This is a genomic window from Pseudomonas sp. ADAK2 TE3594 (assembly GCF_053628675.1).
On record NZ_JBRJGV010000001.1, the window covers coordinates 195,540 to 215,852 of the forward strand.

The following is a 20,313-nucleotide window of genomic DNA, read 5'->3' on the forward strand; positions in this document are numbered from 1 at the left end:
TTGAGGTTGAGCATGCAGGCCGTAGAAGTGAAGAGCTTCCTTGAAGGAAAGCTGCCAAACACGAAGGTGGAAGTTGAAGGCGAAGGCTGCAATTTCCAGCTGAACGTGATTAGCGATGAACTGGCGGCGTTGAGCCCGGTGAAGCGTCAGCAGCAGGTCTATGCCCATTTGAACCCATGGATCACCGATGGCAGCATCCATGCGGTCACTATGAAATTTTTCAGCAGCGCGGCCTGGGCCGAGCGCACCTGAGCCCAAGGGCGTCGAGATTCTTATGGATAAATTGATTATTACCGGTGGCGTTCGTCTTGATGGCGAAATCCGCATCTCCGGGGCAAAGAACTCTGCCCTGCCGATCCTGGCTGCAACCCTGCTGTGCGATGGCCCGGTTACCGTTGCCAACCTGCCGCACCTGCACGACATCACCACCATGATCGAGCTGTTCGGTCGCATGGGCATCGAGCCGGTGATCGACGAGAAGCTCAGCGTCGAAATCGACCCGCGCACCATCAAGACCCTGATCGCGCCGTACGAACTGGTGAAAACCATGCGTGCCTCGATCCTGGTGCTGGGCCCGATGGTTGCCCGTTTCGGCGAAGCCGAAGTTGCGCTGCCTGGCGGTTGCGCCATCGGTTCGCGTCCGGTCGACCTGCACATCCGTGGCCTCGAAGCCATGGGCGCGGTCATCGACGTTGAAGGCGGCTACATCAAGGCCAAGGCCCCTGAGGGTGGCCTGCGCGGTGCGCACTTCTTCTTCGACACCGTCAGCGTGACCGGTACCGAGAACATCATGATGGCGGCCGCTCTGGCCAAGGGCCGTAGCGTGCTGGCGAACGCCGCTCGCGAGCCTGAGGTCATCGACCTGGCGAACTTCCTGAACGCCATGGGCGCCAAGATCACTGGCGCTGGCACCGACACCATCACCATCGATGGCGTCGAGCGTCTGCACCCGACCACTTACAAGGTGATGCCTGACCGTATCGAGACCGGCACCTACCTGGTGGCGGCGGCGGTGACCGGCGGTCGTGTGAAGGTCAAGGACACTGATCCGACCATCCTCGAAGCCGTTCTGGAAAAGCTCCGCGAATCGGGTGCTGAAATCACCTGCGGCGAAGACTGGATCGAGCTGAACATGCACGGCAAGCGGCCAAAAGCCGTTAACGTGCGGACTGCTCCATACCCGGCGTTCCCGACCGACATGCAAGCGCAGTTCATCTCCCTCAACGCCATTGCCGAAGGCACTGGTGCGGTGATCGAGACGATCTTCGAAAACCGCTTCATGCACGTTTACGAACTGCACCGCATGGGCGCTCATATCCAGGTCGAAGGCAATACCGCCATCGTCACCGGCATCGAAAAGCTCAAGGGCGCGCCAGTAATGGCCACCGACCTGCGTGCTTCGGCCAGCCTGGTGATCTCGGCGCTGATCGCCGAAGGCGATACCCTGATCGACCGCATCTACCACATCGACCGTGGTTACGAGTGCATCGAAGAGAAACTGCAGATGCTCGGCGCGAAGATCCGCCGCGTACCGGGCTAGTTTCTGCTGCATGGGTGCAGGGACGCGCCCGTTGAATTCGTTTCAAGTCGAGCCTGTTTCAGGCTCGATGTGTGTCCGGCGCCGTTTGCGACCGGGCATGAGTACCTTGATAAGGACTGACGTTTCCCATGTTGACTATCGCACTGTCCAAGGGCCGCATCCTTGACGACACCCTGCCGCTTCTGGCTGAAGCGGGCATCGTGCCGACCGAGAATCCGGACAAGAGCCGCAAGCTGATCATCCCCACGACCCAGGCCGATGTACGCCTGCTGATCGTGCGCGCCACCGATGTGCCGACCTACGTCGAGCATGGTGCCGCCGACCTGGGCGTCGCCGGTAAAGACGTGCTGATGGAATATGGCGGCCAGGGTCTGTACGAGCCTCTGGATCTGCGAATTGCCCTCTGCAAGCTGATGACCGCCGGCCGTGTCGGCGATGTCGAGCCCAAGGGCCGTCTGCGGGTGGCGACCAAATTCGTCAACGTCGCCAAGCGTTACTACGCCGAGCAGGGCCGTCAGGTCGACATCATCAAGCTCTACGGCTCGATGGAGCTGGCGCCGCTGATCGGTCTGGCAGACAAGATCATCGACGTGGTCGACACCGGTAATACCCTGCGTGCCAATGGCCTGGAACCCCAGGATTTCATTGCCGACATCAGCTCGCGGCTGATCGTCAACAAAGCTTCGATGAAAATGCAGCACGCCCGTATCCAGGCGTTGATCGACACCCTGCGCAAGGCAGTGGAGTCTCGACACCGCGGCTGATTTACCTGCGCGACCGCAAGGCGCGCCGTCTATCCGCCTCATAGCCAGAATTCTCAGGTGCCCAAGCGGATCGAATGTTAGCTTCGGGCGCCTGAGTTTTTGCCATTCCTATGAGGCTCTCGCTATGACCGCACCGACTGCAATTCGCCGACTCAACGCTGCTGACCCGGATTTTGCACATCATCTGGATCATCTGCTGAGCTGGGAAAGTGTGTCTGACGACTCGGTCAATCAGCGGGTGCTGGACATCATCAAGGCTGTTCGCGAGCGTGGCGACGCGGCGCTGGTGGAATTCACCCAGAAGTTCGACGGCCTGCAAGTCGCCTCCATGGCAGACCTGATCCTGCCGCGCGAACGCCTGGAACTGGCATTGACCCGCATCACCGTGCCTCAGCGCGAAGCGCTGGAAAAAGCCGCGGCCCGCGTGCGCAGCTACCACGAAAAACAGAAACAGGATTCCTGGAGCTACACCGAAGCTGACGGCACAGTGCTGGGCCAGAAGGTCACGCCGCTGGATCGCGCCGGTCTGTATGTGCCAGGCGGCAAGGCGTCATACCCATCCTCAGTGCTGATGAACGCAATTCCGGCCAAGGTTGCAGGCGTGACCGAAGTGGTCATGGTCGTGCCGACTCCACGCGGCGAAATCAACGAGCTGGTGCTGGCCGCGGCCTGCATTGCCGGGGTTGACCGGGTGTTCACCATCGGTGGCGCCCAGGCAGTTGCGGCGCTGGCTTACGGCACCGAAAGCGTGCCGAAGGTCGATAAGGTTGTCGGCCCTGGCAACATCTATGTCGCCACCGCCAAGCGCCACGTGTTCGGTCAGGTCGGCATCGACATGATCGCCGGCCCGTCGGAGATCCTCGTGGTGTGTGACGGTCAGACCGATCCGGACTGGATTGCCATGGACCTGTTCTCCCAGGCCGAGCACGACGAAGACGCCCAGGCGATTCTGGTCAGCCCGGACGCCGAGTTCCTCGACAAAGTCGCCGCCAGCATCGCCAAACTGCTGCCGACCATGGAGCGCGCTGAAATCATCGAAACCTCGATCAATGGTCGCGGTGCGCTGATCAAGGTTCGCGACATGGAACAGGCCATCGAAGTGGCCAACCGCATTGCGCCAGAACACCTGGAGTTGTCGGTTGCCGATCCGCAGGCCTGGTTGCCGCAGATCCGCCACGCTGGCGCGATTTTCATGGGCCGTCACACGTCCGAAGCCTTGGGCGATTATTGCGCAGGTCCAAACCACGTGTTGCCGACGTCTGGCACCGCGCGTTTCTCCTCCCCGCTGGGTGTTTACGACTTCCAGAAACGTTCGTCGATCATCTTCTGCTCCGAGCAGGGTGCCTCCGAACTGGGCAAAACCGCCTCCGTGCTGGCCCGTGGCGAGTCGCTGACCGCTCACGCGCGCAGTGCCGAATACCGCATCGTTGACGAAGACTCTCTACAAGGGCAGGGCAACTGAAGATGAGTAAATTCTGGAGTCCCTTCGTCAAGAGCCTGGTGCCTTACGTCCCGGGTGAGCAGCCGAAGCTGGCGAAACTGGTGAAGCTCAACACCAACGAAAACCCGTACGGTCCATCGCCCAAAGCGTTGGCCGCGATGCAGACCGAACTGAACGATAACCTGCGTCTGTACCCGGACCCGAACAGCGACCTGCTCAAGCAGGCTGTTGCCAAGTATTACGGCGTGCAGGGTAATCAGGTGTTCCTCGGCAATGGTTCCGATGAAGTGCTGGCGCACATTTTCCACGGTTTGCTGCAACACGATCAGCCGCTGCTATTCCCGGATATCAGCTACAGCTTCTACCCGGTTTACTGCGGGTTGTACGGCATCGCATTCGACGCGGTGCCGCTGGATGAGCAATTCCAGATCAACCCGGCGGACTACGCCAAGCCGAACGGCGGGATCATTTTCCCCAACCCGAACGCGCCGACCGGATGCCTGCTGGCGCTGGACGCGGTTGAGCAAATCCTCAAGGCCAGCCCGGATTCGGTGGTCGTGGTGGATGAGGCTTACATTGATTTCGGCGGTGAAACGGCGATCACACTGGTGGACCGTTATCCGAACCTGCTGGTGACCCAGACCCTGTCCAAGTCCCGTTCACTGGCGGGCCTGCGGGTTGGTCTGGCGGTGGGGCATCCGGACCTGATCGAGGCGCTGGAGCGGATCAAGAACAGCTTCAACTCCTACCCGCTGGATCGCTTGGCGATTGTGGGGGCTGCGGCAGCGTTCGAGGATCGTGAGTATTTCGACAAGACCTGCCGGTTGGTCATCGACAGTCGCGAGAAGGTGGTTGCGCAGCTGGAGGCAAAAGGGTTTGAGGTATTGCCGTCGGCAGCAAACTTCATTTTTGCCCGTCACCCGAAGCACGATGCAGCAGGGCTGGCGGCGAAGCTGCGCGAACAGGGCGTGATCGTTCGGCACTTCAAGCAGGAACGGATTGCCCAGTTCCTGCGTATTTCCATCGGCGCGCCAGAACAGAATCAGGCGCTGATCGACGGCCTAGGCGACCTCTGATCCAGCGCTGAACCCGTAGGAGCGAGGCTTGCCCGCGAAGAACGATGACACGGTTTATCTGTTTCACCGAGTTATCGTTCTTCGCGGGCAAGCCCCGCTCCTACAGGGGGTGGTGGGTTACTCGTGATGCGGTTCGCCAAGGAAGGTCAGCGACGTGAACAACCCGCGTGTCGCCACATCCGGGTTGTCCTTCAGCGAAATCTCCATCTGCGCCGCAATCACGTTCAATCCTTCATTACGCACCATTACTTGCGCCCGGCCCTCTGCGTCGGTCTCGGTGCTTAACGTATTCGGCGCGCTGCGATAGTCGCCCACCAGCTTCACACCCGCCGCCGGCTTACCGTCCAATAGCACTCGAACCGGCAACGATTTACCCGGCCCGACCGTCAGCGGATCGACCTCCGGAAGAATCAGCAATTTCATCTGATCGAGCTTCGGCAACTTCGCCCCCGGCTGGTATATCGCCAGGCTGTACTTGAAGGTCTGGGTCGACTCAATGGCCCCCGGTACTTTGCTGCGCCCTTCGTTGATCCATTTTTTATCCGCCGTCTGCGACCACATGCCATTGTTCAGCGCCACGGCCATCACCGCCGGTGGTTTCAACGGCTGCAGGCGGGCGTGGTCGGCCAGCCGTTGCACGTTCACCGGGATCATTTTGCCGCTGGCGTCATAAGCCCACGCGCCACTGATTTTCTGCGCCTTGAAGGCGTTGTCTTCGGCGCCATGGCCGTAGATGACTTCGATGTTGCCGCGACGTTGTTCGGTCCAGAGACCGTGGGCCGAGACTTGGCTGGCGCATAACAAGCCGAGCAGCAGGCCGGGTACTGCCAAAGATTTGAGGTGTTGCATGGTGACGTCCTTTTACAGATTGAGTGTCAGGCTGACGGTGAAATTGCGCGGCTCGCCGGGGTTGACCCAGTAGTTGCTGTAGGAGCGCTCGAAGTATTTCTCGTCGAAAAGATTGTTCAGGTTCAGGCCCACGGTGACGTTTTCGCTGGCCTTGTAATGGGCCAGCAGGTCGACGGTGTGGTAGGCCGGCAATTCGAAATCGCTGCCGGCTTCACCCGAGCGATCGCCGACATAGGTGAACGCTGCTCCAAGGTCCGAACCGCGCAAATGGCCATCCTGAAATTCATAAACGCCCAGCACACTGCCGCTGCGTTTGGCCACACCGAGAATTCGGCTGCCGGTGGGAATCACCTTGTCGCCTTGGGTGACTTCGGCGTCGATGTAAGCGAAAGCACCGATCACTCGCACGGCATCGGTTATTTGCCCGGTGACTTGCAGGTCGACACCCTGGCTGCGAGCCTTGCCCATGGCGCGGCTGGAATCGGTGCTCGGATCGAGCGCCAGGACGTTTTCCTTTTCGATATGGAAGGCGGCGAGGGTGGTGCTCAAGCGATCGTCGAACAGCTCGCTCTTGATCCCGACTTCATAACCGACGCCTTCTTCCGGGGCGAAGGATTTGCCGGCGGCGTCCAGCCCGTTGTTCGGTTTGAACGAGGTGGAGGCGTTGGCGAACAAGCCCACTTCGGGCGTCATCTGGTAGAGCAGGCCGGCTCGCTGGGTCAGTGCGTCGTGGCGCTGGCGGCTGGTCGCGTTGCGGCTGTGATCGTCGATGTTTTGTTCGAAATGCTCGAAGCGCGCACCGAGCATGCCGCGCAGTTTGTCGGTGAAGACGATCTGGTCCTGAAGGTTCAGCGCCTGGCTTTCGACGTGCTCGAAGAAGTCGGTCCCGGAGCGTGCGCCATTGGGTTTCGGCTGGCCATAGATCGGTCGATAGATATCGATGGCATACGGGCCGCCGGCAATGGTCGTGACCCGTTCGTTTTTGCGGAAATTCTCGTATTCGCTGCCGATCAGCAGTTCGTGTTGCCAGCTACCGATGTCGAACAAACCGCGCAGTTCGAGTTGGGTGATGCTGTCGTGCCAGTTGGTGTCGCGCTCGCGGTAGCGACGGTTGATGGTGTGGCCGTCGGCGTTCAAGGGACGGTTCTCGGAGGCGAAGCCCCAGAGCTTGCCTTCCTTGTAATGGCTGGCGAGGCGTAGTTTCCAGCGGTCGTTGAGCTGATGTTCGAGGGCGGCTTGCAGCAGATTGTTATGGTTGTCGATGTTGCCGTCGTTGGGTTCACCAAGGAAGGTCGAACGGGAGACACCGCTCCATTTATTGTTCGGCGCGACGATACCGCGATCGAAGGTCGAGCTGTGGCGGACGAACTCGCTCTCCACCAACAGGCTGGTGTCCGGGTTCAGTTGCCAGCTGAAGGAGGGCGCAACGAACACACGCTGGCTGTCGACGTGATCGCGGAAACTGTGGTTGTCCTCGACAGCCAGGTTCACCCGGGACAGAACGTTGCCGTCATCATCCAGCGGTGTGTTGACGTCCACGGCGGTGCGATAGCGATCCCAACTGCCGGCGCTGGTTTGCAGTGTGGTGAAGGCTTCGGGCTGGGGTTTCTTGGTGACGATGTTCACCGTGCCGCCCGGATCGCCACGACCGTAGAGGCTGGCGGCCGGGCCTTTGAGCACTTCGATGCGTTCGATGTTGGCCACATCCGGCGTGCTTGGATAACCTCGGTTGGCGCTGAAGCCGTCCTTGTAGAACTCCGAAGTAGTGAAGCCGCGCACGCTGTATTCGTAGAGCGTCAGGCCACCGAAATTGTTCTGTTTCGACACGCCGCCGGCAAATTCCAGTGCACGTTCGACGCTGGTGCTGCCCAGGTCCTTGAGCACACTGACGGGAACCACACTGATCGATTGCGGGATATCGCGAATGGCCGTGTCGGTTTTGGTTGCGCTGGAGGAGCGCGTGGCGCGGTAACCCTTCACCGGGCCAGTGGGGGATTCGTAGTCGGAGGTGACGCTGATGGCGTCCAGTTCAACGGTTTGCGATTCTTCGGCGAAGACCGGATCCCCCAGCAAACCGAGGGCCAGGCCTGCGAGGGAAGCCATTGTTCGAGACGACATGTTATGTTGTTCCAATAGTGATATTGAAACAATATAACATGCCTAATGAGAATGTCTGCTGTTAACAGCTTCGGAGTTATGGAGCTGCTGAGGGCGCAGCTCCTACCGGCTTACTCTTCTTCTTTTTCCTTGATCGGCGCGGGTGGCGGACGCAGACCGATTTCTGCCGTGAGCTTGAGCTCTTTGCCGTTGCGCATCACCTGAATGGTGACCTTGTCGGTCGGCTTGATCCGTGCCACCTGGTTCATCGAGCGGCGACCGTCGCCGGCCGGTTCACCGTCGATGCTGAGGATCACGTCGCCCAGTTGCAGGCCGGCCTTCTGCGCCGGGCCATCACGGAAAATCCCCGCGACCACAATCCCCGGACGCCCGGACAGACCAAACGATTCCGCCAGTTCCTGACTCAATGGTTGTACTTCGATGCCGAGCCAGCCGCGAATCACCTGGCCATGTTCGATGATCGACTTCATCACTTCCATCGCCAGTTTGACCGGGATCGCGAAGCCGATGCCCTGCGAGCCGCCGGACTTGGAGAAGATCGCCGTGTTGATACCGGTCAGGTTGCCGTTGGCGTCCACCAGTGCACCGCCTGAGTTACCGGGGTTGATCGCGGCATCGGTCTGGATGAAGTCTTCGTAGTTGTTCAGCCCGAGCTGATTGCGCCCGGTGGCGCTGATGATGCCCATGGTCACGGTCTGGCCGACGCCGAACGGGTTGCCGATGGCCAGGGCCACGTCGCCGATGCGGATATTGTCGGAGCGGCCGACGGTGATCGACGGCAGGTTTTTCAGGTCAATCTTCAACACCGCGAGGTCGGTTTCCGGGTCGCTGCCGATGACTCGGGCCAGGGTTTCACGACCATCCTTGAGCGCCACCACGATCTGGTCGGCACCACTGGTCACGTGGTTGTTGGTCAGCAGGTAACCTTCCGGGCTCATGATCACACCCGAACCGAGGCTCGACTCCATGCGCTTCTGCTTGGGCGAGTTGTCGCCGAAGAAGCGGCGGAACTGAGGATCTTCGAACAGCGGATGGCTGGGCTTGTTGACCACTTTGGTGGTGTACAGATTGACCACTGACGGCGCGGCCGTGGTCACCGCGTCGGCATAGGACACCGGACCCTGCTGCAGACCGATGGTTTGCGGGGCTTGCTGCAGATTGACGTCCAGGCTCGGTAACCCGACCCATTGCGGGTAACGCTGCATAATCAATAGAGCAACAAGCACACCGGCCAACAGCGGCCAGCCGGAAAAACGCAGCGCCTTGAGCATTAAGCACGTCCTACAGAGGTTGCAGGCGGTGTGAGACCGCCCATAATGTCGCGCATTATACGAGGCCGCGCGCGCCTCTGAACGGGATATTTAGGAGTCTTTTATGGCCGTCGCCCTGAGCACCCTGGTCGAAGAAGCCGACCGCTACCTGGCAAGTGCGAAGATCGCCGATTACTGCCCCAATGGTTTGCAGATCGAAGGCCGGCCGCAAGTGATGCGCATCGTCAGCGGTGTTACCGCCAGCCAGGCGTTGCTGGACGCCGCGGTAGAGGCCCAGGCCGATCTGGTGCTGGTGCATCACGGCTATTTCTGGAAAGGCGAGAACCCGTGCATCACCGGCATGAAGCAGCGCCGGTTGAAAACCCTGCTCAAGCACGACATCAGCCTGCTGTCCTATCACTTGCCGCTGGATCTGCACCCGGAAGTCGGCAACAACGTGCAGCTTGCCCGGCAACTGGATATCACTGTTGAAGGCCCGCTGGATCCGGACAATCTGAAAGTTGTTGGCTTGGTCGGCTCGTTGAGCGAACCGATGACCCCTCGCGATTTCGCCCGTCGCGTGCAGGAAGTCATGGGGCGCGAGCCGTTGCTGATCGAAGGCAGCGAGATGATTCGTCGGGTCGGCTGGTGCACCGGTGGCGGCCAGGGTTACATTGATCAGGCGGTGTTGGCTGGCGTCGATCTGTACCTCAGCGGCGAGGCCTCCGAGCAGACGTTCCACAGCGCCCGGGAAAACGACATCAGCTTCATCGCCGCCGGCCACCATGCCACCGAACGTTATGGTGTGCAGGCTTTGGGCGATTACCTGGCGCGACGTTTCGCCCTCGAGCACATCTTCATCGATTGCCCGAACCCCATCTGATTTCAAAACTGGATGGGGTTGCAATGTAGGAGCGAGGCTTGCCCGCGAAGAACGATAACGCGGTATTCCTGATGAACCGAGTTATCGTTCTTCGCGGGCAAGCCTCGCTCCTACAGGGGCCGTTGTGCCAAACGAGGGGGTATATTCATATACCCTTTCGATCTAGCCAGCGTCCTGATTAGAAGGGGGCGCTGTGCTAGGATTCCCCGCTCGAACACGGCCCGCAGGCCGTCCATAAGATCGTTTTCGTGAGTAGCCATGGTCGACAAACTGACGCATCTGAAACAGCTGGAGGCCGAAAGCATCCACATCATCCGCGAGGTCGCCGCCGAGTTCGATAACCCGGTGATGCTGTACTCCGTCGGTAAAGACTCCGCCGTGATGCTGCACCTCGCGCGCAAGGCATTCTTCCCGGGCAAACTTCCCTTTCCGGTGATGCACGTCGACACCCAGTGGAAGTTCAAGGAAATGTACGCGTTCCGCGACCGCATGGTCGAAGAGCTCGGCCTGGACCTGCTGGTGCACGTGAATCCCGAGGGTGTTGCGCAGGGTATCAACCCGCTCACCCACGGCAGTGCCAAGCACACCGACATCATGAAGACCGAAGGCCTGAAACAGGCTCTCGACAAGTACGGCTTCGATGCGGCATTCGGTGGCGCTCGTCGCGACGAAGAGAAATCCCGGGCCAAAGAGCGCGTGTATTCCTTCCGTGACACCAAGCACCGCTGGGACCCGAAAAACCAGCGCCCGGAGTTGTGGAACGTCTACAACGGCAACGTCAACAAGGGCGAATCGATCCGCGTATTCCCGTTGTCGAACTGGACCGAGCTGGACATCTGGCAGTACATCTACCTCGAAGGTATCCCGATCGTGCCGCTGTATTTCGCAGCCGAACGCGACGTTATCGAGATGAATGGCACCTGGATCATGATCGACGACGAGCGCCTGCTCAATCACCTGAGCGACGAAGACAAGGCGCGCATCGTCAAGAAGAAGGTCCGTTTCCGTACGCTGGGCGACTACCCGTTGACCGGTGCGGTCGAGTCCGAGGCCACCAGCCTGACCGACATCATTCAGGAAATGCTCCTGACGCGAACTTCCGAACGCCAGGGCCGAGTCATCGATCACGATGGCGCCGGTTCGATGGAAGAAAAGAAACGTCAGGGTTATTTCTAAGGGGTTGTCATGTCGCACGCATCTGATTTGATCAGCGAGGACATCCTCGCCTATCTGGGCCAGCACGAACGCAAGGAAATGCTGCGCTTTCTTACCTGTGGCAACGTCGACGACGGCAAGAGCACCCTGATCGGGCGCCTGCTGCACGACTCCAAAATGATCTACGAAGATCACCTGGAAGCCATTACCCGCGACTCGAAAAAAGTCGGCACCACCGGTGAAGACATCGACCTGGCGTTGCTGGTCGACGGCTTGCAGGCCGAGCGCGAGCAGGGCATCACCATTGATGTCGCCTACCGCTATTTCTCCACCGCCAAGCGCAAATTCATCATCGCCGATACCCCCGGCCATGAGCAGTACACCCGCAACATGGCCACCGGTGCATCCACCTGTGACCTGGCGATCATCCTGGTGGACGCCCGTTACGGCGTGCAGACCCAGACCCGTCGCCACAGCTTTATCGCTTCGTTGCTGGGCATCAAGCACATCGTTGTCGCCATCAACAAAATGGACCTCAACGGCTTCGACGAAAGCGTGTTCGAGTCGATCAAGGCCGATTACCTGAAGTTCGCCGAAGGCATCGCGTTCAAGCCGACCACCATGGCGTTCGTGCCGATGTCCGCTCTCAAGGGCGACAACGTAGTGAACAAGTCCGAGCGCTCGCCGTGGTACACCGGCCAGTCGCTGATGGAAATCCTGGAAACCGTCGAAATCGCCAGCGACCGCAACTACACCGATTTGCGTTTCCCGGTGCAGTACGTCAACCGCCCGAACCTGAACTTCCGTGGTTTCGCCGGCACCCTGGCCAGCGGCATCGTGCACAAGGGCGACGAAGTCGTTGTGTTGCCGTCGGGCAAGAGCAGCCGCGTGAAATCCATTGTCACCTTCGAAGGTGAACTGGAGCATGCAGGTCCTGGTCAAGCCGTGACGCTGACCATGGAAGACGAAATCGACATCTCCCGCGGCGACTTGCTGGTGCATGCCGACAACCAGCCGCAAGTGACTGACGCCTTCGACGCCATGCTGGTGTGGATGGCTGAAGAACCAATGCTGCCGGGCAAGAAATACGACATCAAGCGCGCCACGACTTACGTGCCGGGTTCGATCACCAGCATCGTCAATCGCGTTGACGTAAACACCTTGGCCGAAGGTCCCGCCAGCTCGTTGCAGCTGAACGAGATCGGTCGGGTCAAGATCAGCCTCGATGCTGCCATCGCGCTGGACGGTTACGACAGCAACCGCACCACCGGTTCGTTCATCGTCATCGATCGACTGACCAACGGCACCGTCGCGGCCGGCATGATCATCGCCCAACCGTTGAGCCATGGCACCAGCACCCACCACGGCAAACTGGCTCACGTGGCTACCGAAGAACGTGCCCAGCGCTTTGGTCAGCAACCCGCCACCGTGTTGTTCAGCGGCCTGTCGGGCGCTGGCAAAAGCACCCTGGCCTACGCGGTTGAACGCAAGCTGTTCGACCTGGGCCGTGCGGTGTTTGTACTCGATGGCCAGAACCTGCGTCACGACCTGAACAAAGGTCTGCCACAGGATCGCGCCGGGCGTACCGAGAACTGGCGTCGTGCGGCGCACGTTGCGCGTCAGTTCAACGAAGCCGGTCTGTTGACCTTGGCAGCCTTCGTTGCGCCGAGCGCTGAAGGACGTGAGCAAGCCAAGGACCTGATCGGCAAGGAGCGTCTGCTGACGGTCTACGTCCAGGCCTCTCCGACGGTCTGTGCCGAGCGTGATCCGCAAGGTCTGTATGCGGCGGCCGGGGATAACATCCCGGGCGAATCCTTCCCGTACGACGTGCCGCTGAATGCCGATCTCGTGATCGACACCCAGTCGCTGTCGCTGGAAGAAAGCGTCAAGCAAGTGCTGGATCTGCTGCGTAAACGTGGCGCGATCTAAGCGTTAGCTGCAAATAAAAAACCCGCAGATGAGTGATCGTCTGCGGGTTTTTTTGTGTCTGGGAGGACGCCTTCGCGGGCAAGCCTCGCTCCTACAGAGCAAAGGAACCTGTAGGAGCGAGGCTTGCCCGCGAATAGGTCGGTGCAGACACCTCAAACCTTGGCGGTGTACTCGCGGTGCATCTGCCCCAGCAGCGCATCCTTGTCATTCCACAGCTGATTGATCCACCCCTGAAACTCAAGCCGATACACCCCATCCTGGTCGTAGTTCTTGCCGACGAACTGCGGTGGAATCTTCAGTTCCTGAAAGTGCACCACCACATCCTTCACGTTCCCACAGAGCAAATTCCAGTAACCCGGACGCCCGGCCGGATAGTGAATGGTCACATTGACGATGGCTTCCAACTGGTCGCCCATGGCATCCAGCACGAAGGCAATGCCACCCGCTTTCGGCTTGAGCAGGTAGCGGAACGGTGAGCTCTGCTGTACGTGCTTGCCCTCGGTGAAGCGCGTGCCTTCGACGAAGTTGAAAATCCCCACCGGGTTATTGCGGAACTTGTCGCAGGTCTTGCGGGTGGTTTCCAGGTCTTTGCCTTTCTTCTCTGGATGCTTTTCCAGATAGGCCTTGGAGTAACGCTTCATGAACGGAAAACCGAGCGCCCACCACGCCAGGCCAATCACCGGCACCCAGATCAGTTGCTGTTTGAGGAAGAACTTCAGCGGGCGAATGCGACGGTTGAGCACGTACTGCAACACCATGATGTCGACCCAGCTCTGGTGATTGCTGGTGATCAGGTACGAGTGCTGATAGTCCAGGCCTTCCAGCCCGCTGAGCTGCCAGCGCGTATGCCCGAGCAGGTCCATCCAGGCCTTGTTGTTGCTGATCCAGGTTTCGTGGATGTGGCCCATCAGCCAGTCGGTGAAACGCTGGGCGGCGGGGAAGGGCAGCAGCAGTTTGAAGATCGCCACCACGAACAGCGGCGTGCAGCAGACAATCGTGTTCAGCGCCAACAACAGCGAGGCGATCACGCCGCGCACGGGTGCAGGTAGAAAATCCAGCATTTAAAGATCCATAGGTCGGTTGGCAGCTTGGATCGCGGTCAACGCGATGGTGTAAACGATGTCATCGACCTGCGCGCCGCGCGGCAAGTCGTTCACCGGTTTGCGCAGGCCTTGCAGCATCGGCCCGAGGCTGACGCAGTCGGCGCTGCGCTGCACGGCTTTGTGGGTGGTGTTGCCGGTGTTCAGGTCGGGGAACACGAACACCGTGGCACGACCGGCCACCTGACTGTTCGGCGCCAGTTGCCGCGCCACGGTTTCGTTGGCGGCGGCGTCGTACTGCAACGGGCCGTCGATCAGCAGCGAGTTTTGCTGTTCGTGGGCGAGCAATGTGGCCTCGCGAACCTTCTCGACTTCTTCACCGCTGGCCGACTCACCGCTGGAATAGCTGATCATCGCCACGCGCGGCGTGATGCCGAACGCCGCGGCCGAATCGGCGCTTTGCAAGGCGATCTCGGCCAGTTCGCTGGCGCTCGGATGCGGGTTCATCACGCAGTCGCCGTAAACCAGCACTTCTTCCGGAAACAGCATGAAGAACACCGAAGACACCAGCGTGCAACCCGGCGCGGTCTTGATCAGTTGCAGAGCCGGGCGGATGGTGTTGGCGGTGGAGTGAATAACCCCGGACACCAGCCCGTCGACTTCATCCAGCGCCAGCATCATGGTGCCAATCACCACGGTGTCTTCCAGTTGTTGCTCGGCCATCGGCGCGTTGAGGCTTTTAGTCTTGCGCAGCGCAACCATCGGCTCGACGTAACGCTCACGGATCAGGTCCGGGTCGAGGATTTCCAGCCCCGGCGGCAACTCGATGCCTTGGGCGCGTGCGACCGCTTCGACGTCCGCCGGTTTCGCCAGCAACACGCAGCGGGCAATGCCGCGCGCCTGACAGATTGCCGCGGCTTGCACGGTCAAAGGCTCGCTGCCTTCGGGCAGGACGATGCGTTTGTTGGCGGCCTGGGCGCGCTGGATCAATTGATAACGGAACACCGCTGGCGACAGGCGCATTTCCCGTGGCGTGCCGCAACGCTGGTGCAGCCAGTTGGCGTCGAGGTGGCTGGCGACGAAATCGGTGATGATTTCCGCACGTTCGCGGTCGTCGATCGGGATTTCCTTGTTCAAGCCGTTCAACTGGTTGGCGGTGTCGTAGGAACCGGTGCTGACCGACAACACCGGCAAGCCGGCCTGCAAGGCGCCACGGCACAAATCCATGATGCGCGGGTCGGGCAGGGTGTCGCTGGTCAGCAACAGGCCGGCCAGAGGCACGCCGTTCATCGCCGCGAGGCTGACGGCGAGGATGATGTCGTCGCGATCGCCGGGGGTTACCACCAGCACACCGGGCTTGAGCAGCTCCACGGTGTTGCGCATGGTACGCGCGCAGATAATGATTTTGGTCATGCGCCGGGTTTCGTAATCGCCGGCGTTGAGCACCTGAGCGCCCATCAGATCGGCCACGTCACGGGTGCGCGGTGCGTTCAGTTCCGGTTGATACGGGATGCAGCCGAGCAGGCGGAAGTCGCCACTGCGCAGCAACGGCGAGTGCTCCTTCAGGCGCGAGGCGAAGGCCTCCATGCTTTCGTCGGTCTTGACCTTGTTGAGGATCACGCCCAGGACTTTCGGGTCTTTCGGCCCGCCGAACAATTGCGCCTGCAACTCCACCCGGCCGGACAATTCAGTCAGCACTTCGTTTTCCGGTGCCGAGACCAGAATCACATCGGCGTCCAGGCTCTTGGCCAAATGCAGGTTGACCCGCGCCGCGTAACTGGCGCTGCGGGTCGGGACCATGCCTTCGACGATCAGCACGTCTTTGCCGACAGCTGCTTGCTGATAAAGGGTGATGATTTCTTCGAGCAGTTCGTCCAGCTGACCGTCGCCGAGCATCCGCTCAACGTGGGCCAGGCCCAGTGGCTGAGGCGGTTTCAAACCGTGGGTGCGGGCCACCAGTTCGGTGGAGCGTTCAGGCCCCGTGTCGCCCGGGTGCGGCTGGGCAATTGGTTTGAAAAAGCCGACTTTGAGACCGGCCCGCTCAAGCGTACGCACCAGCCCGAGGCTGATGGAGGTCAGACCCACACCAAAATCGGTGGGTGCGATAAAAAAAGTTTGCATGCGAATTCTCTAAGGGTGCATGGCAATGGTGAGCACCTATGGCTGGTGTTCTACCGAATTTCAGTCGCCAAGGTTATCGCTAACCGAGCCTTGTGCGCACCAACCACAATCAAAGGGCTGGCCTATTTTTTCATTACGCAGCGAAGGGTCCAGCACCCAGGCCCGGGATTGCCACGGCGGCTGGTGCCGCAGGTGTTGGGTATGGCCGCAGGAAAGCTCGGCCACCCAGTGTCCGTCTTCGTCCTGATGAAAACCTGTGATGGTCGAGGCTTTCGTCGCGACCCGTCTGTCCGGGTTGTGTTCGCTTTCGGGCGATTGCTTCGCTAAACTTGGACATTCATCTTTCTTATGCAAAAGGTCTCGCCCCATGCTGATCGCCGCCAATAAGGCTGTCTCCATCGACTATACCCTGACCAACGACGCTGGTGAGGTCATCGACAGCTCCGCCGGCGGCGCGCCGCTGGTCTACCTGCAAGGCGCAGGTAATATTATCCCGGGCCTGGAAAAGGCACTGGAAGGCAAAGCAGTCGGTGACGAACTGACTGTCGCCGTAGAACCTGAAGATGCCTACGGCGAATACGCTGCCGAACTAGTCAGCACCCTGAGCCGCAGCATGTTCGAAGGCGTCGACGAACTGGAAGTGGGCATGCAGTTCCACGCTTCCGCGCCGGACGGCCAGATGCAGATCGTCACCATTCGCGATCTGGACGGCGACGATGTCACTGTCGACGGCAACCACCCGTTGGCCGGTCAGCGCCTGAATTTCCAGGTCAAGATCATCGACATCCGTGACGCCAGCCAGGAAGAAATCGCTCATGGTCACGTCCATGGCGAAGGTGGCCATCACCACTGATTTTCTGCGCTAAGCTTTCGAGAGCTGGAGAGGCGCCCGAGGGCGCCTTTTTAGTCCGCGGCTGTCCTTGATGGCACCGCCAAGTGGCTGTTTTGAGAAGAACACTGGAATTTGGAGTTCGTCATGAGTGCTTTTCACGACCTTAAACTGACAGCCCTGGATGGTCAGGAGCTACCTTTGGCGCCCTTCAAGGGGCGTGTCGTGCTGGTGGTCAACGTTGCCTCCAAATGTGGTTTGACCCCACAGTACGCGGCGCTGGAAAACCTCTACCAGCAATACAAGGACAAGGGGTTCAGTGTGCTGGGCTTACCGTGCAACCAGTTTGCCGGGCAGGAACCGGGCACCGAGCAAGAGATCCAGGCATTCTGCAGCCTCAACTATGGCGTGACCTTTCCGTTGTCCAGCAAGCTGGAAGTCAACGGTCATGAACGTCATCAGTTGTATCGTCTGCTGGCGGGCGAAGGCGCGGAATTCCCGGGCGACATCACCTGGAACTTCGAAAAATTCCTGCTGGGCAAGGATGGTCGTGTGCTGGCGCGGTTCTCGCCTCGAACGGCGCCGGATGATCACTCTGTCATCCAGGCGATCGAAAAAGCGCTGGGCTGACATCCCCTCTGTGTAGGAGCGAGGCTTGCCCGCGAAGGCGTCATATCAGTCGATATCAATGTTGAATGATATGACGCCTTCGCGGGCAAGTCGGATCGCCGCACCGCTCGCTCCTACAATGTTTTCTGTCTTTTGATCCTTAATCACTTAAATCAATAGTGCTGTTCAAGGCTTGGCAGTCTCCATATTATCGCCGTCATAAAGTCTATCCCGTGGAGCGTCCCATGCCCGTCAAAGCCCTGTTCAAACCTTTTCACCTAGGCGCTCTCGAGTTGCCGACCCGCGTCGTCATGGCGCCGATGACTCGCTCGTTTTCGCCGGGCGGCGTGCCCAATTCCAAAGTGATCGAGTACTACCGTCGTCGCGCCGCTGCCGGGGTTGGGCTGATCATCACCGAAGGCACCACCGTCGGTCACAAGGCCTCCAACGGCTATCCGAACGTGCCGCACTTCTATGGTGAAGCGGCATTGGCCGGCTGGAAGAAAGTCGTCGATGCGGTGCATGCCGAGGGCGGGAAAATCGTTCCGCAACTGTGGCATGTAGGCAGCGTGCGCCGCATCGGCACAGAGCCGGATGCCAGCGTGCCGGGTTACGGCCCGTCAGAAAAATTGAAGGACGGTCAGGTCGTGGTTCACGGCATGACCAAGGAAGATATCCAGGACGTGATCGCCGCGTTCGCCCAGGCTGCCAAAGACGCTCAGAGCATTGGCATGGACGGCGTGGAAATCCACGGTGCCCACGGTTATCTGGTGGACCAGTTTTTCTGGGAAGGCAGCAATCAGCGCACTGACGAATACGGTGGCAGCCTGGCGAACCGTTCGCGCTTCGCCATCGAACTGATTCAGGCGGTGCGTGCAGCGGTCGGCGAGGGTTTCCCGATCATCTTCCGTTTCTCCCAGTGGAAGCAGCAGGACTACACCGCACGTTTGGTGCAAACCCCGGAAGCCTTGGGTGAGTTCCTCAAGCCATTGTCCGATGCTGGCGTGGACATTTTCCACTGCTCGACGCGACGTTTCTGGGAGCCGGAGTTCGACGGTTCCGAGCTGAACCTGGCCGGTTGGACCCGCAAGCTCACGGGCAAGCCAACCATCACCGTCGGCAGCGTCGGCCTGGACGGTGAGTTCCTGCAATTCATGGTCAACACCGACAAGATTGCGCAACCGGCCAGCCTGGAAAAACTGCTGGAGCGGTTGAATAACGATGAGTTCGATCTGGTGGCAGTGGGTCGTGCATTGCTGGTGGACCCGGACTGGGCGCAGAAAGTGCGGGACGGTCGTGAGCAGGACATTCTGCCGTTCAGCCGTGAAGCGTTGATGACGCTGGTTTAAGCTGAGCCTGGAAGGGCCCCATCGCGGGCAAGCCCGCTCCCACAAGGTTTTGTGGTGGTCACATGATCTGTGAACACCCCGGAACACTGTGGGAGCGGGCTTGCCCGCGATGACTGACTCGATATCACCAGAGATCTCAGGGCATGGTCGGTGCATTTGGCACCACCTGCTCCCCGACACAAGCCCCCCGCAACTGCCCCTCGAACTGCTCGATAATCGCCGCCCAACCCTGACGACTCGCATGCTGGCGCGCATTAAGGCGCACGCAGCGCAAAGTTTCTCGCTCCTCCAGCAGCCAACGTGCGGCATCGCAGAACGCCTCTTCATCCCCGGGCATGGCCAGTACGCCGTTGTAGCCATGGCGAATATGCTGGGCCGCCGCAGCCTGATCGTAAGCGACCACCCCCAGCCCCGAGGCCAATGCCTCAAGCACCACATTGCCGAAGGTTTCGGTCAGGCTTGGAAACAGAAACACATCCCCCGACGCATAGTGACTGGCCAAGGCTTCGCCGCGTTGTGAGCCGCAGAAAATCGCCTCGGGTAATTCCTTCTCCAGCATCGATCTTTGCGGACCATCACCGACCACAATCAATTTCATTTTTCGCTGTGGATAAGTCATTTTCAGCGTGTCGAAACTGCGCTTGAGCAAGCCAAGATTCTTCTCCTGGGCCAAGCGTCCTACGTGGATGAAAGCAATATCATCCTCGGCCAGTCCCCATTGCTCGCGCAGCGATTTCAACCGTTTGGCCGGATGAAACAACTGGCTGTCGACACCTCGAGAGAGCAGCGCCAGGCGCTCGAAACTGCGGCGTTCCAGTTCCAGTCGCTGGCTGGCGCTGGGCACCAGGGTCAGGGTCGAGCGATTGTGAAACCAGCGCAGGTAGTGAGTCAGCAAGCGCGTCAGCAGCCCGAGGCCGTACTGGCTGGAGTACTGCTGAAAATTGGTATGAAAGCCGCTGACCACCGAAATCCCCAAGCGCCGCGCCGCGCGCAATGCGGATAACCCCAGCGGTCCTTCAGTGGCGATGTACAACACGTCCGGACGATGGCGTTTCCAGCGCCGCAGCAACTTGTGCATCGACGACTGACCCCATTGCAGGCCGGGATAACCCGGCAACGGCCAGCCTCGACACAACAGCAACTCATCATTGCTGCCCATGAGCGGGTCGCCACCCTGACGTGGCCGCACCAACTCCACCTGATGCCCGCGCGCGCGCAAACCATCGAACAAGCGGCCAAGGGTATTGGCCACGCCGTTGATTTCCGGAGGGAAGGTTTCGGTGATCAGGGTGATATGCAGAGCTGTCGTCATGACCTCAGTGTCGGCTGAGGCCATGTCGTCATTGTGACGGTGGGATGA

18 protein-coding genes are annotated in these 20,313 nt (G+C 59.9%); 11 read left to right on the forward strand and 7 right to left on the reverse strand.

Annotated features, from left to right (window positions below):
• Positions 1 to 12 precede the first annotated feature (12 nt).
• The 5 genes from AB7M22_RS00845 (at position 13) to hisC (ending at position 4,821) form a co-directional block, all read left to right on the forward strand.
• Positions 13 to 252, forward strand: a complete 240-nt coding sequence (locus tag AB7M22_RS00845) for a BolA family protein (protein ID WP_007901566.1) — start codon at positions 13 to 15, stop codon at positions 250 to 252.
• A gap of 22 nt (positions 253 to 274) precedes the next feature.
• The gene (murA, locus tag AB7M22_RS00850) at positions 275 to 1,540 is read left to right on the forward strand and encodes a UDP-N-acetylglucosamine 1-carboxyvinyltransferase (RefSeq protein WP_007901567.1); all 1,266 of its coding nucleotides are present in this window, start codon (positions 275 to 277) and stop codon (positions 1,538 to 1,540) included.
• A gap of 128 nt (positions 1,541 to 1,668) precedes the next feature.
• Positions 1,669 to 2,304 carry an ATP phosphoribosyltransferase gene (gene hisG / locus AB7M22_RS00855; protein WP_007901570.1) on the forward strand — a complete coding sequence of 212 codons (636 nt, stop codon included), beginning with the start codon at positions 1,669 to 1,671 and terminating at the stop codon, positions 2,302 to 2,304.
• 124 nt (positions 2,305 to 2,428) lie between these two features.
• Positions 2,429 to 3,766 (forward strand): histidinol dehydrogenase, encoded by a 1,338-nt coding sequence (gene hisD, locus AB7M22_RS00860; protein WP_008008633.1) that lies wholly within the window; start codon positions 2,429 to 2,431, stop codon positions 3,764 to 3,766.
• A 2-nt stretch (positions 3,767 to 3,768) separates the two neighbouring features.
• Positions 3,769 to 4,821: a histidinol-phosphate transaminase gene (gene hisC / locus AB7M22_RS00865; RefSeq protein ID WP_454184913.1), complete on the forward strand. Its 1,053-nt coding sequence runs from the start codon at positions 3,769 to 3,771 to the stop codon at positions 4,819 to 4,821.
• Positions 4,822 to 4,938: 117 nt separating this feature from the next.
• On the opposite strand, the gene AB7M22_RS00870 is transcribed toward hisC, so the two are convergent.
• From AB7M22_RS00870 to algW, 3 genes are all read right to left on the reverse strand, one after another.
• Positions 4,939 to 5,670, reverse strand: coding sequence for a DUF4198 domain-containing protein (locus AB7M22_RS00870; RefSeq protein WP_454184914.1), 732 nt, complete (start codon positions 5,668 to 5,670; stop codon positions 4,939 to 4,941).
• A gap of 12 nt (positions 5,671 to 5,682) precedes the next feature.
• Positions 5,683 to 7,788, reverse strand: coding sequence for a TonB-dependent siderophore receptor (locus AB7M22_RS00875; protein WP_454184915.1), 2,106 nt, complete (start codon positions 7,786 to 7,788; stop codon positions 5,683 to 5,685).
• A gap of 110 nt (positions 7,789 to 7,898) precedes the next feature.
• Positions 7,899 to 9,059, reverse strand: a complete 1,161-nt coding sequence (gene algW / locus AB7M22_RS00880) for a Do family serine endopeptidase AlgW (RefSeq protein ID WP_008008637.1) — start codon at positions 9,057 to 9,059, stop codon at positions 7,899 to 7,901.
• 103 nt (positions 9,060 to 9,162) lie between these two features.
• Here algW and AB7M22_RS00885 point away from each other — a divergent pair, with 103 nt between their 5' ends.
• The 3 genes from AB7M22_RS00885 (at position 9,163) to cysN (ending at position 13,005) form a co-directional block, all read left to right on the forward strand.
• The gene (locus tag AB7M22_RS00885) at positions 9,163 to 9,921 is read left to right on the forward strand and encodes a Nif3-like dinuclear metal center hexameric protein (RefSeq protein ID WP_454184916.1); all 759 of its coding nucleotides are present in this window, start codon (positions 9,163 to 9,165) and stop codon (positions 9,919 to 9,921) included.
• A gap of 258 nt (positions 9,922 to 10,179) precedes the next feature.
• Positions 10,180 to 11,097, forward strand: a complete 918-nt coding sequence (gene cysD / locus AB7M22_RS00890) for a sulfate adenylyltransferase subunit CysD (RefSeq protein WP_064679702.1) — start codon at positions 10,180 to 10,182, stop codon at positions 11,095 to 11,097.
• A gap of 9 nt (positions 11,098 to 11,106) precedes the next feature.
• Complete coding sequence (cysN, locus tag AB7M22_RS00895; protein WP_427623328.1) at positions 11,107 to 13,005, forward strand: sulfate adenylyltransferase subunit CysN; 1,899 nt, start codon at positions 11,107 to 11,109, stop codon at positions 13,003 to 13,005.
• Between the two features lie 152 nt (positions 13,006 to 13,157).
• Here cysN and AB7M22_RS00900 read toward each other — a convergent pair whose 3' ends face one another.
• From AB7M22_RS00900 to AB7M22_RS00910, 3 genes are read right to left on the reverse strand one after another with little or no spacing between them, the layout of a single operon-like run.
• On the reverse strand, positions 13,158 to 14,066 hold the full coding sequence (locus tag AB7M22_RS00900; protein WP_454184917.1) for an acyltransferase: 909 nt from the start codon (positions 14,064 to 14,066) through the stop codon (positions 13,158 to 13,160).
• The gene (gene pta / locus AB7M22_RS00905; RefSeq protein WP_454184918.1) at positions 14,067 to 16,166 is read right to left on the reverse strand and encodes a phosphate acetyltransferase; all 2,100 of its coding nucleotides are present in this window, start codon (positions 16,164 to 16,166) and stop codon (positions 14,067 to 14,069) included.
• Between the two features lie 60 nt (positions 16,167 to 16,226).
• A complete protein-coding gene (locus tag AB7M22_RS00910) occupies positions 16,227 to 16,565 on the reverse strand; it encodes a DUF3565 domain-containing protein (protein ID WP_454184919.1) in 339 nt (112 codons plus the stop codon).
• On the opposite strand from AB7M22_RS00910, the gene AB7M22_RS00915 reads away from it, so the two are divergent.
• From AB7M22_RS00915 to AB7M22_RS00925, 3 genes are all read left to right on the forward strand, one after another.
• Positions 16,534 to 17,019, forward strand: coding sequence for an FKBP-type peptidyl-prolyl cis-trans isomerase (locus AB7M22_RS00915; protein ID WP_007901600.1), 486 nt, complete (start codon positions 16,534 to 16,536; stop codon positions 17,017 to 17,019). The two genes, AB7M22_RS00910 and AB7M22_RS00915, sit on opposite strands and share 32 nt — an antisense overlap.
• Before the next feature lie 123 nt (positions 17,020 to 17,142).
• Positions 17,143 to 17,625: a glutathione peroxidase gene (locus AB7M22_RS00920; protein WP_454184920.1), complete on the forward strand. Its 483-nt coding sequence runs from the start codon at positions 17,143 to 17,145 to the stop codon at positions 17,623 to 17,625.
• Positions 17,626 to 17,849: 224 nt separating this feature from the next.
• Positions 17,850 to 18,953, forward strand: coding sequence for an NADH:flavin oxidoreductase (locus AB7M22_RS00925; protein ID WP_008008644.1), 1,104 nt, complete (start codon positions 17,850 to 17,852; stop codon positions 18,951 to 18,953).
• 136 nt (positions 18,954 to 19,089) lie between these two features.
• Here AB7M22_RS00925 and AB7M22_RS00930 read toward each other — a convergent pair whose 3' ends face one another.
• Positions 19,090 to 20,289, reverse strand: a complete 1,200-nt coding sequence (locus AB7M22_RS00930) for a glycosyltransferase family 4 protein (RefSeq protein ID WP_454184921.1) — start codon at positions 20,287 to 20,289, stop codon at positions 19,090 to 19,092.
• Positions 20,290 to 20,313 lie beyond the last annotated feature (24 nt).

Bases quoted from the DNA above. Each gene is read 5' to 3' on its own strand.
- AB7M22_RS00845 (WP_007901566.1), top strand. From the start codon at position 13: ATGCAGGCCGTAGAAGTGAAGAGCTTCCTTGAAGGAAAGCTGCCAAAC.
- murA (WP_007901567.1), top strand. From the start codon at position 275: ATGGATAAATTGATTATTACCGGTGGCGTTCGTCTTGATGGCGAAATC.
- hisG (WP_007901570.1), top strand. From the start codon at position 1,669: ATGTTGACTATCGCACTGTCCAAGGGCCGCATCCTTGACGACACCCTG.
- hisD (WP_008008633.1), top strand. From the start codon at position 2,429: ATGACCGCACCGACTGCAATTCGCCGACTCAACGCTGCTGACCCGGAT.
- hisC (WP_454184913.1), top strand. From the start codon at position 3,769: ATGAGTAAATTCTGGAGTCCCTTCGTCAAGAGCCTGGTGCCTTACGTC.
- AB7M22_RS00870 (WP_454184914.1), bottom strand. From the start codon at position 5,670: ATGCAACACCTCAAATCTTTGGCAGTACCCGGCCTGCTGCTCGGCTTG.
- AB7M22_RS00875 (WP_454184915.1), bottom strand. From the start codon at position 7,788: ATGTCGTCTCGAACAATGGCTTCCCTCGCAGGCCTGGCCCTCGGTTTG.
- algW (WP_008008637.1), bottom strand. From the start codon at position 9,059: ATGCTCAAGGCGCTGCGTTTTTCCGGCTGGCCGCTGTTGGCCGGTGTG.
- AB7M22_RS00885 (WP_454184916.1), top strand. From the start codon at position 9,163: ATGGCCGTCGCCCTGAGCACCCTGGTCGAAGAAGCCGACCGCTACCTG.
- cysD (WP_064679702.1), top strand. From the start codon at position 10,180: ATGGTCGACAAACTGACGCATCTGAAACAGCTGGAGGCCGAAAGCATC.
- cysN (WP_427623328.1), top strand. From the start codon at position 11,107: ATGTCGCACGCATCTGATTTGATCAGCGAGGACATCCTCGCCTATCTG.
- AB7M22_RS00900 (WP_454184917.1), bottom strand. From the start codon at position 14,066: ATGCTGGATTTTCTACCTGCACCCGTGCGCGGCGTGATCGCCTCGCTG.
- pta (WP_454184918.1), bottom strand. From the start codon at position 16,166: ATGCAAACTTTTTTTATCGCACCCACCGATTTTGGTGTGGGTCTGACC.
- AB7M22_RS00915 (WP_007901600.1), top strand. From the start codon at position 16,534: ATGCTGATCGCCGCCAATAAGGCTGTCTCCATCGACTATACCCTGACC.
- AB7M22_RS00910 (WP_454184919.1), bottom strand. From the start codon at position 16,565: ATGGAGACAGCCTTATTGGCGGCGATCAGCATGGGGCGAGACCTTTTG.
- AB7M22_RS00920 (WP_454184920.1), top strand. From the start codon at position 17,143: ATGAGTGCTTTTCACGACCTTAAACTGACAGCCCTGGATGGTCAGGAG.
- AB7M22_RS00925 (WP_008008644.1), top strand. From the start codon at position 17,850: ATGCCCGTCAAAGCCCTGTTCAAACCTTTTCACCTAGGCGCTCTCGAG.
- AB7M22_RS00930 (WP_454184921.1), bottom strand. From the start codon at position 20,289: ATGGCCTCAGCCGACACTGAGGTCATGACGACAGCTCTGCATATCACC.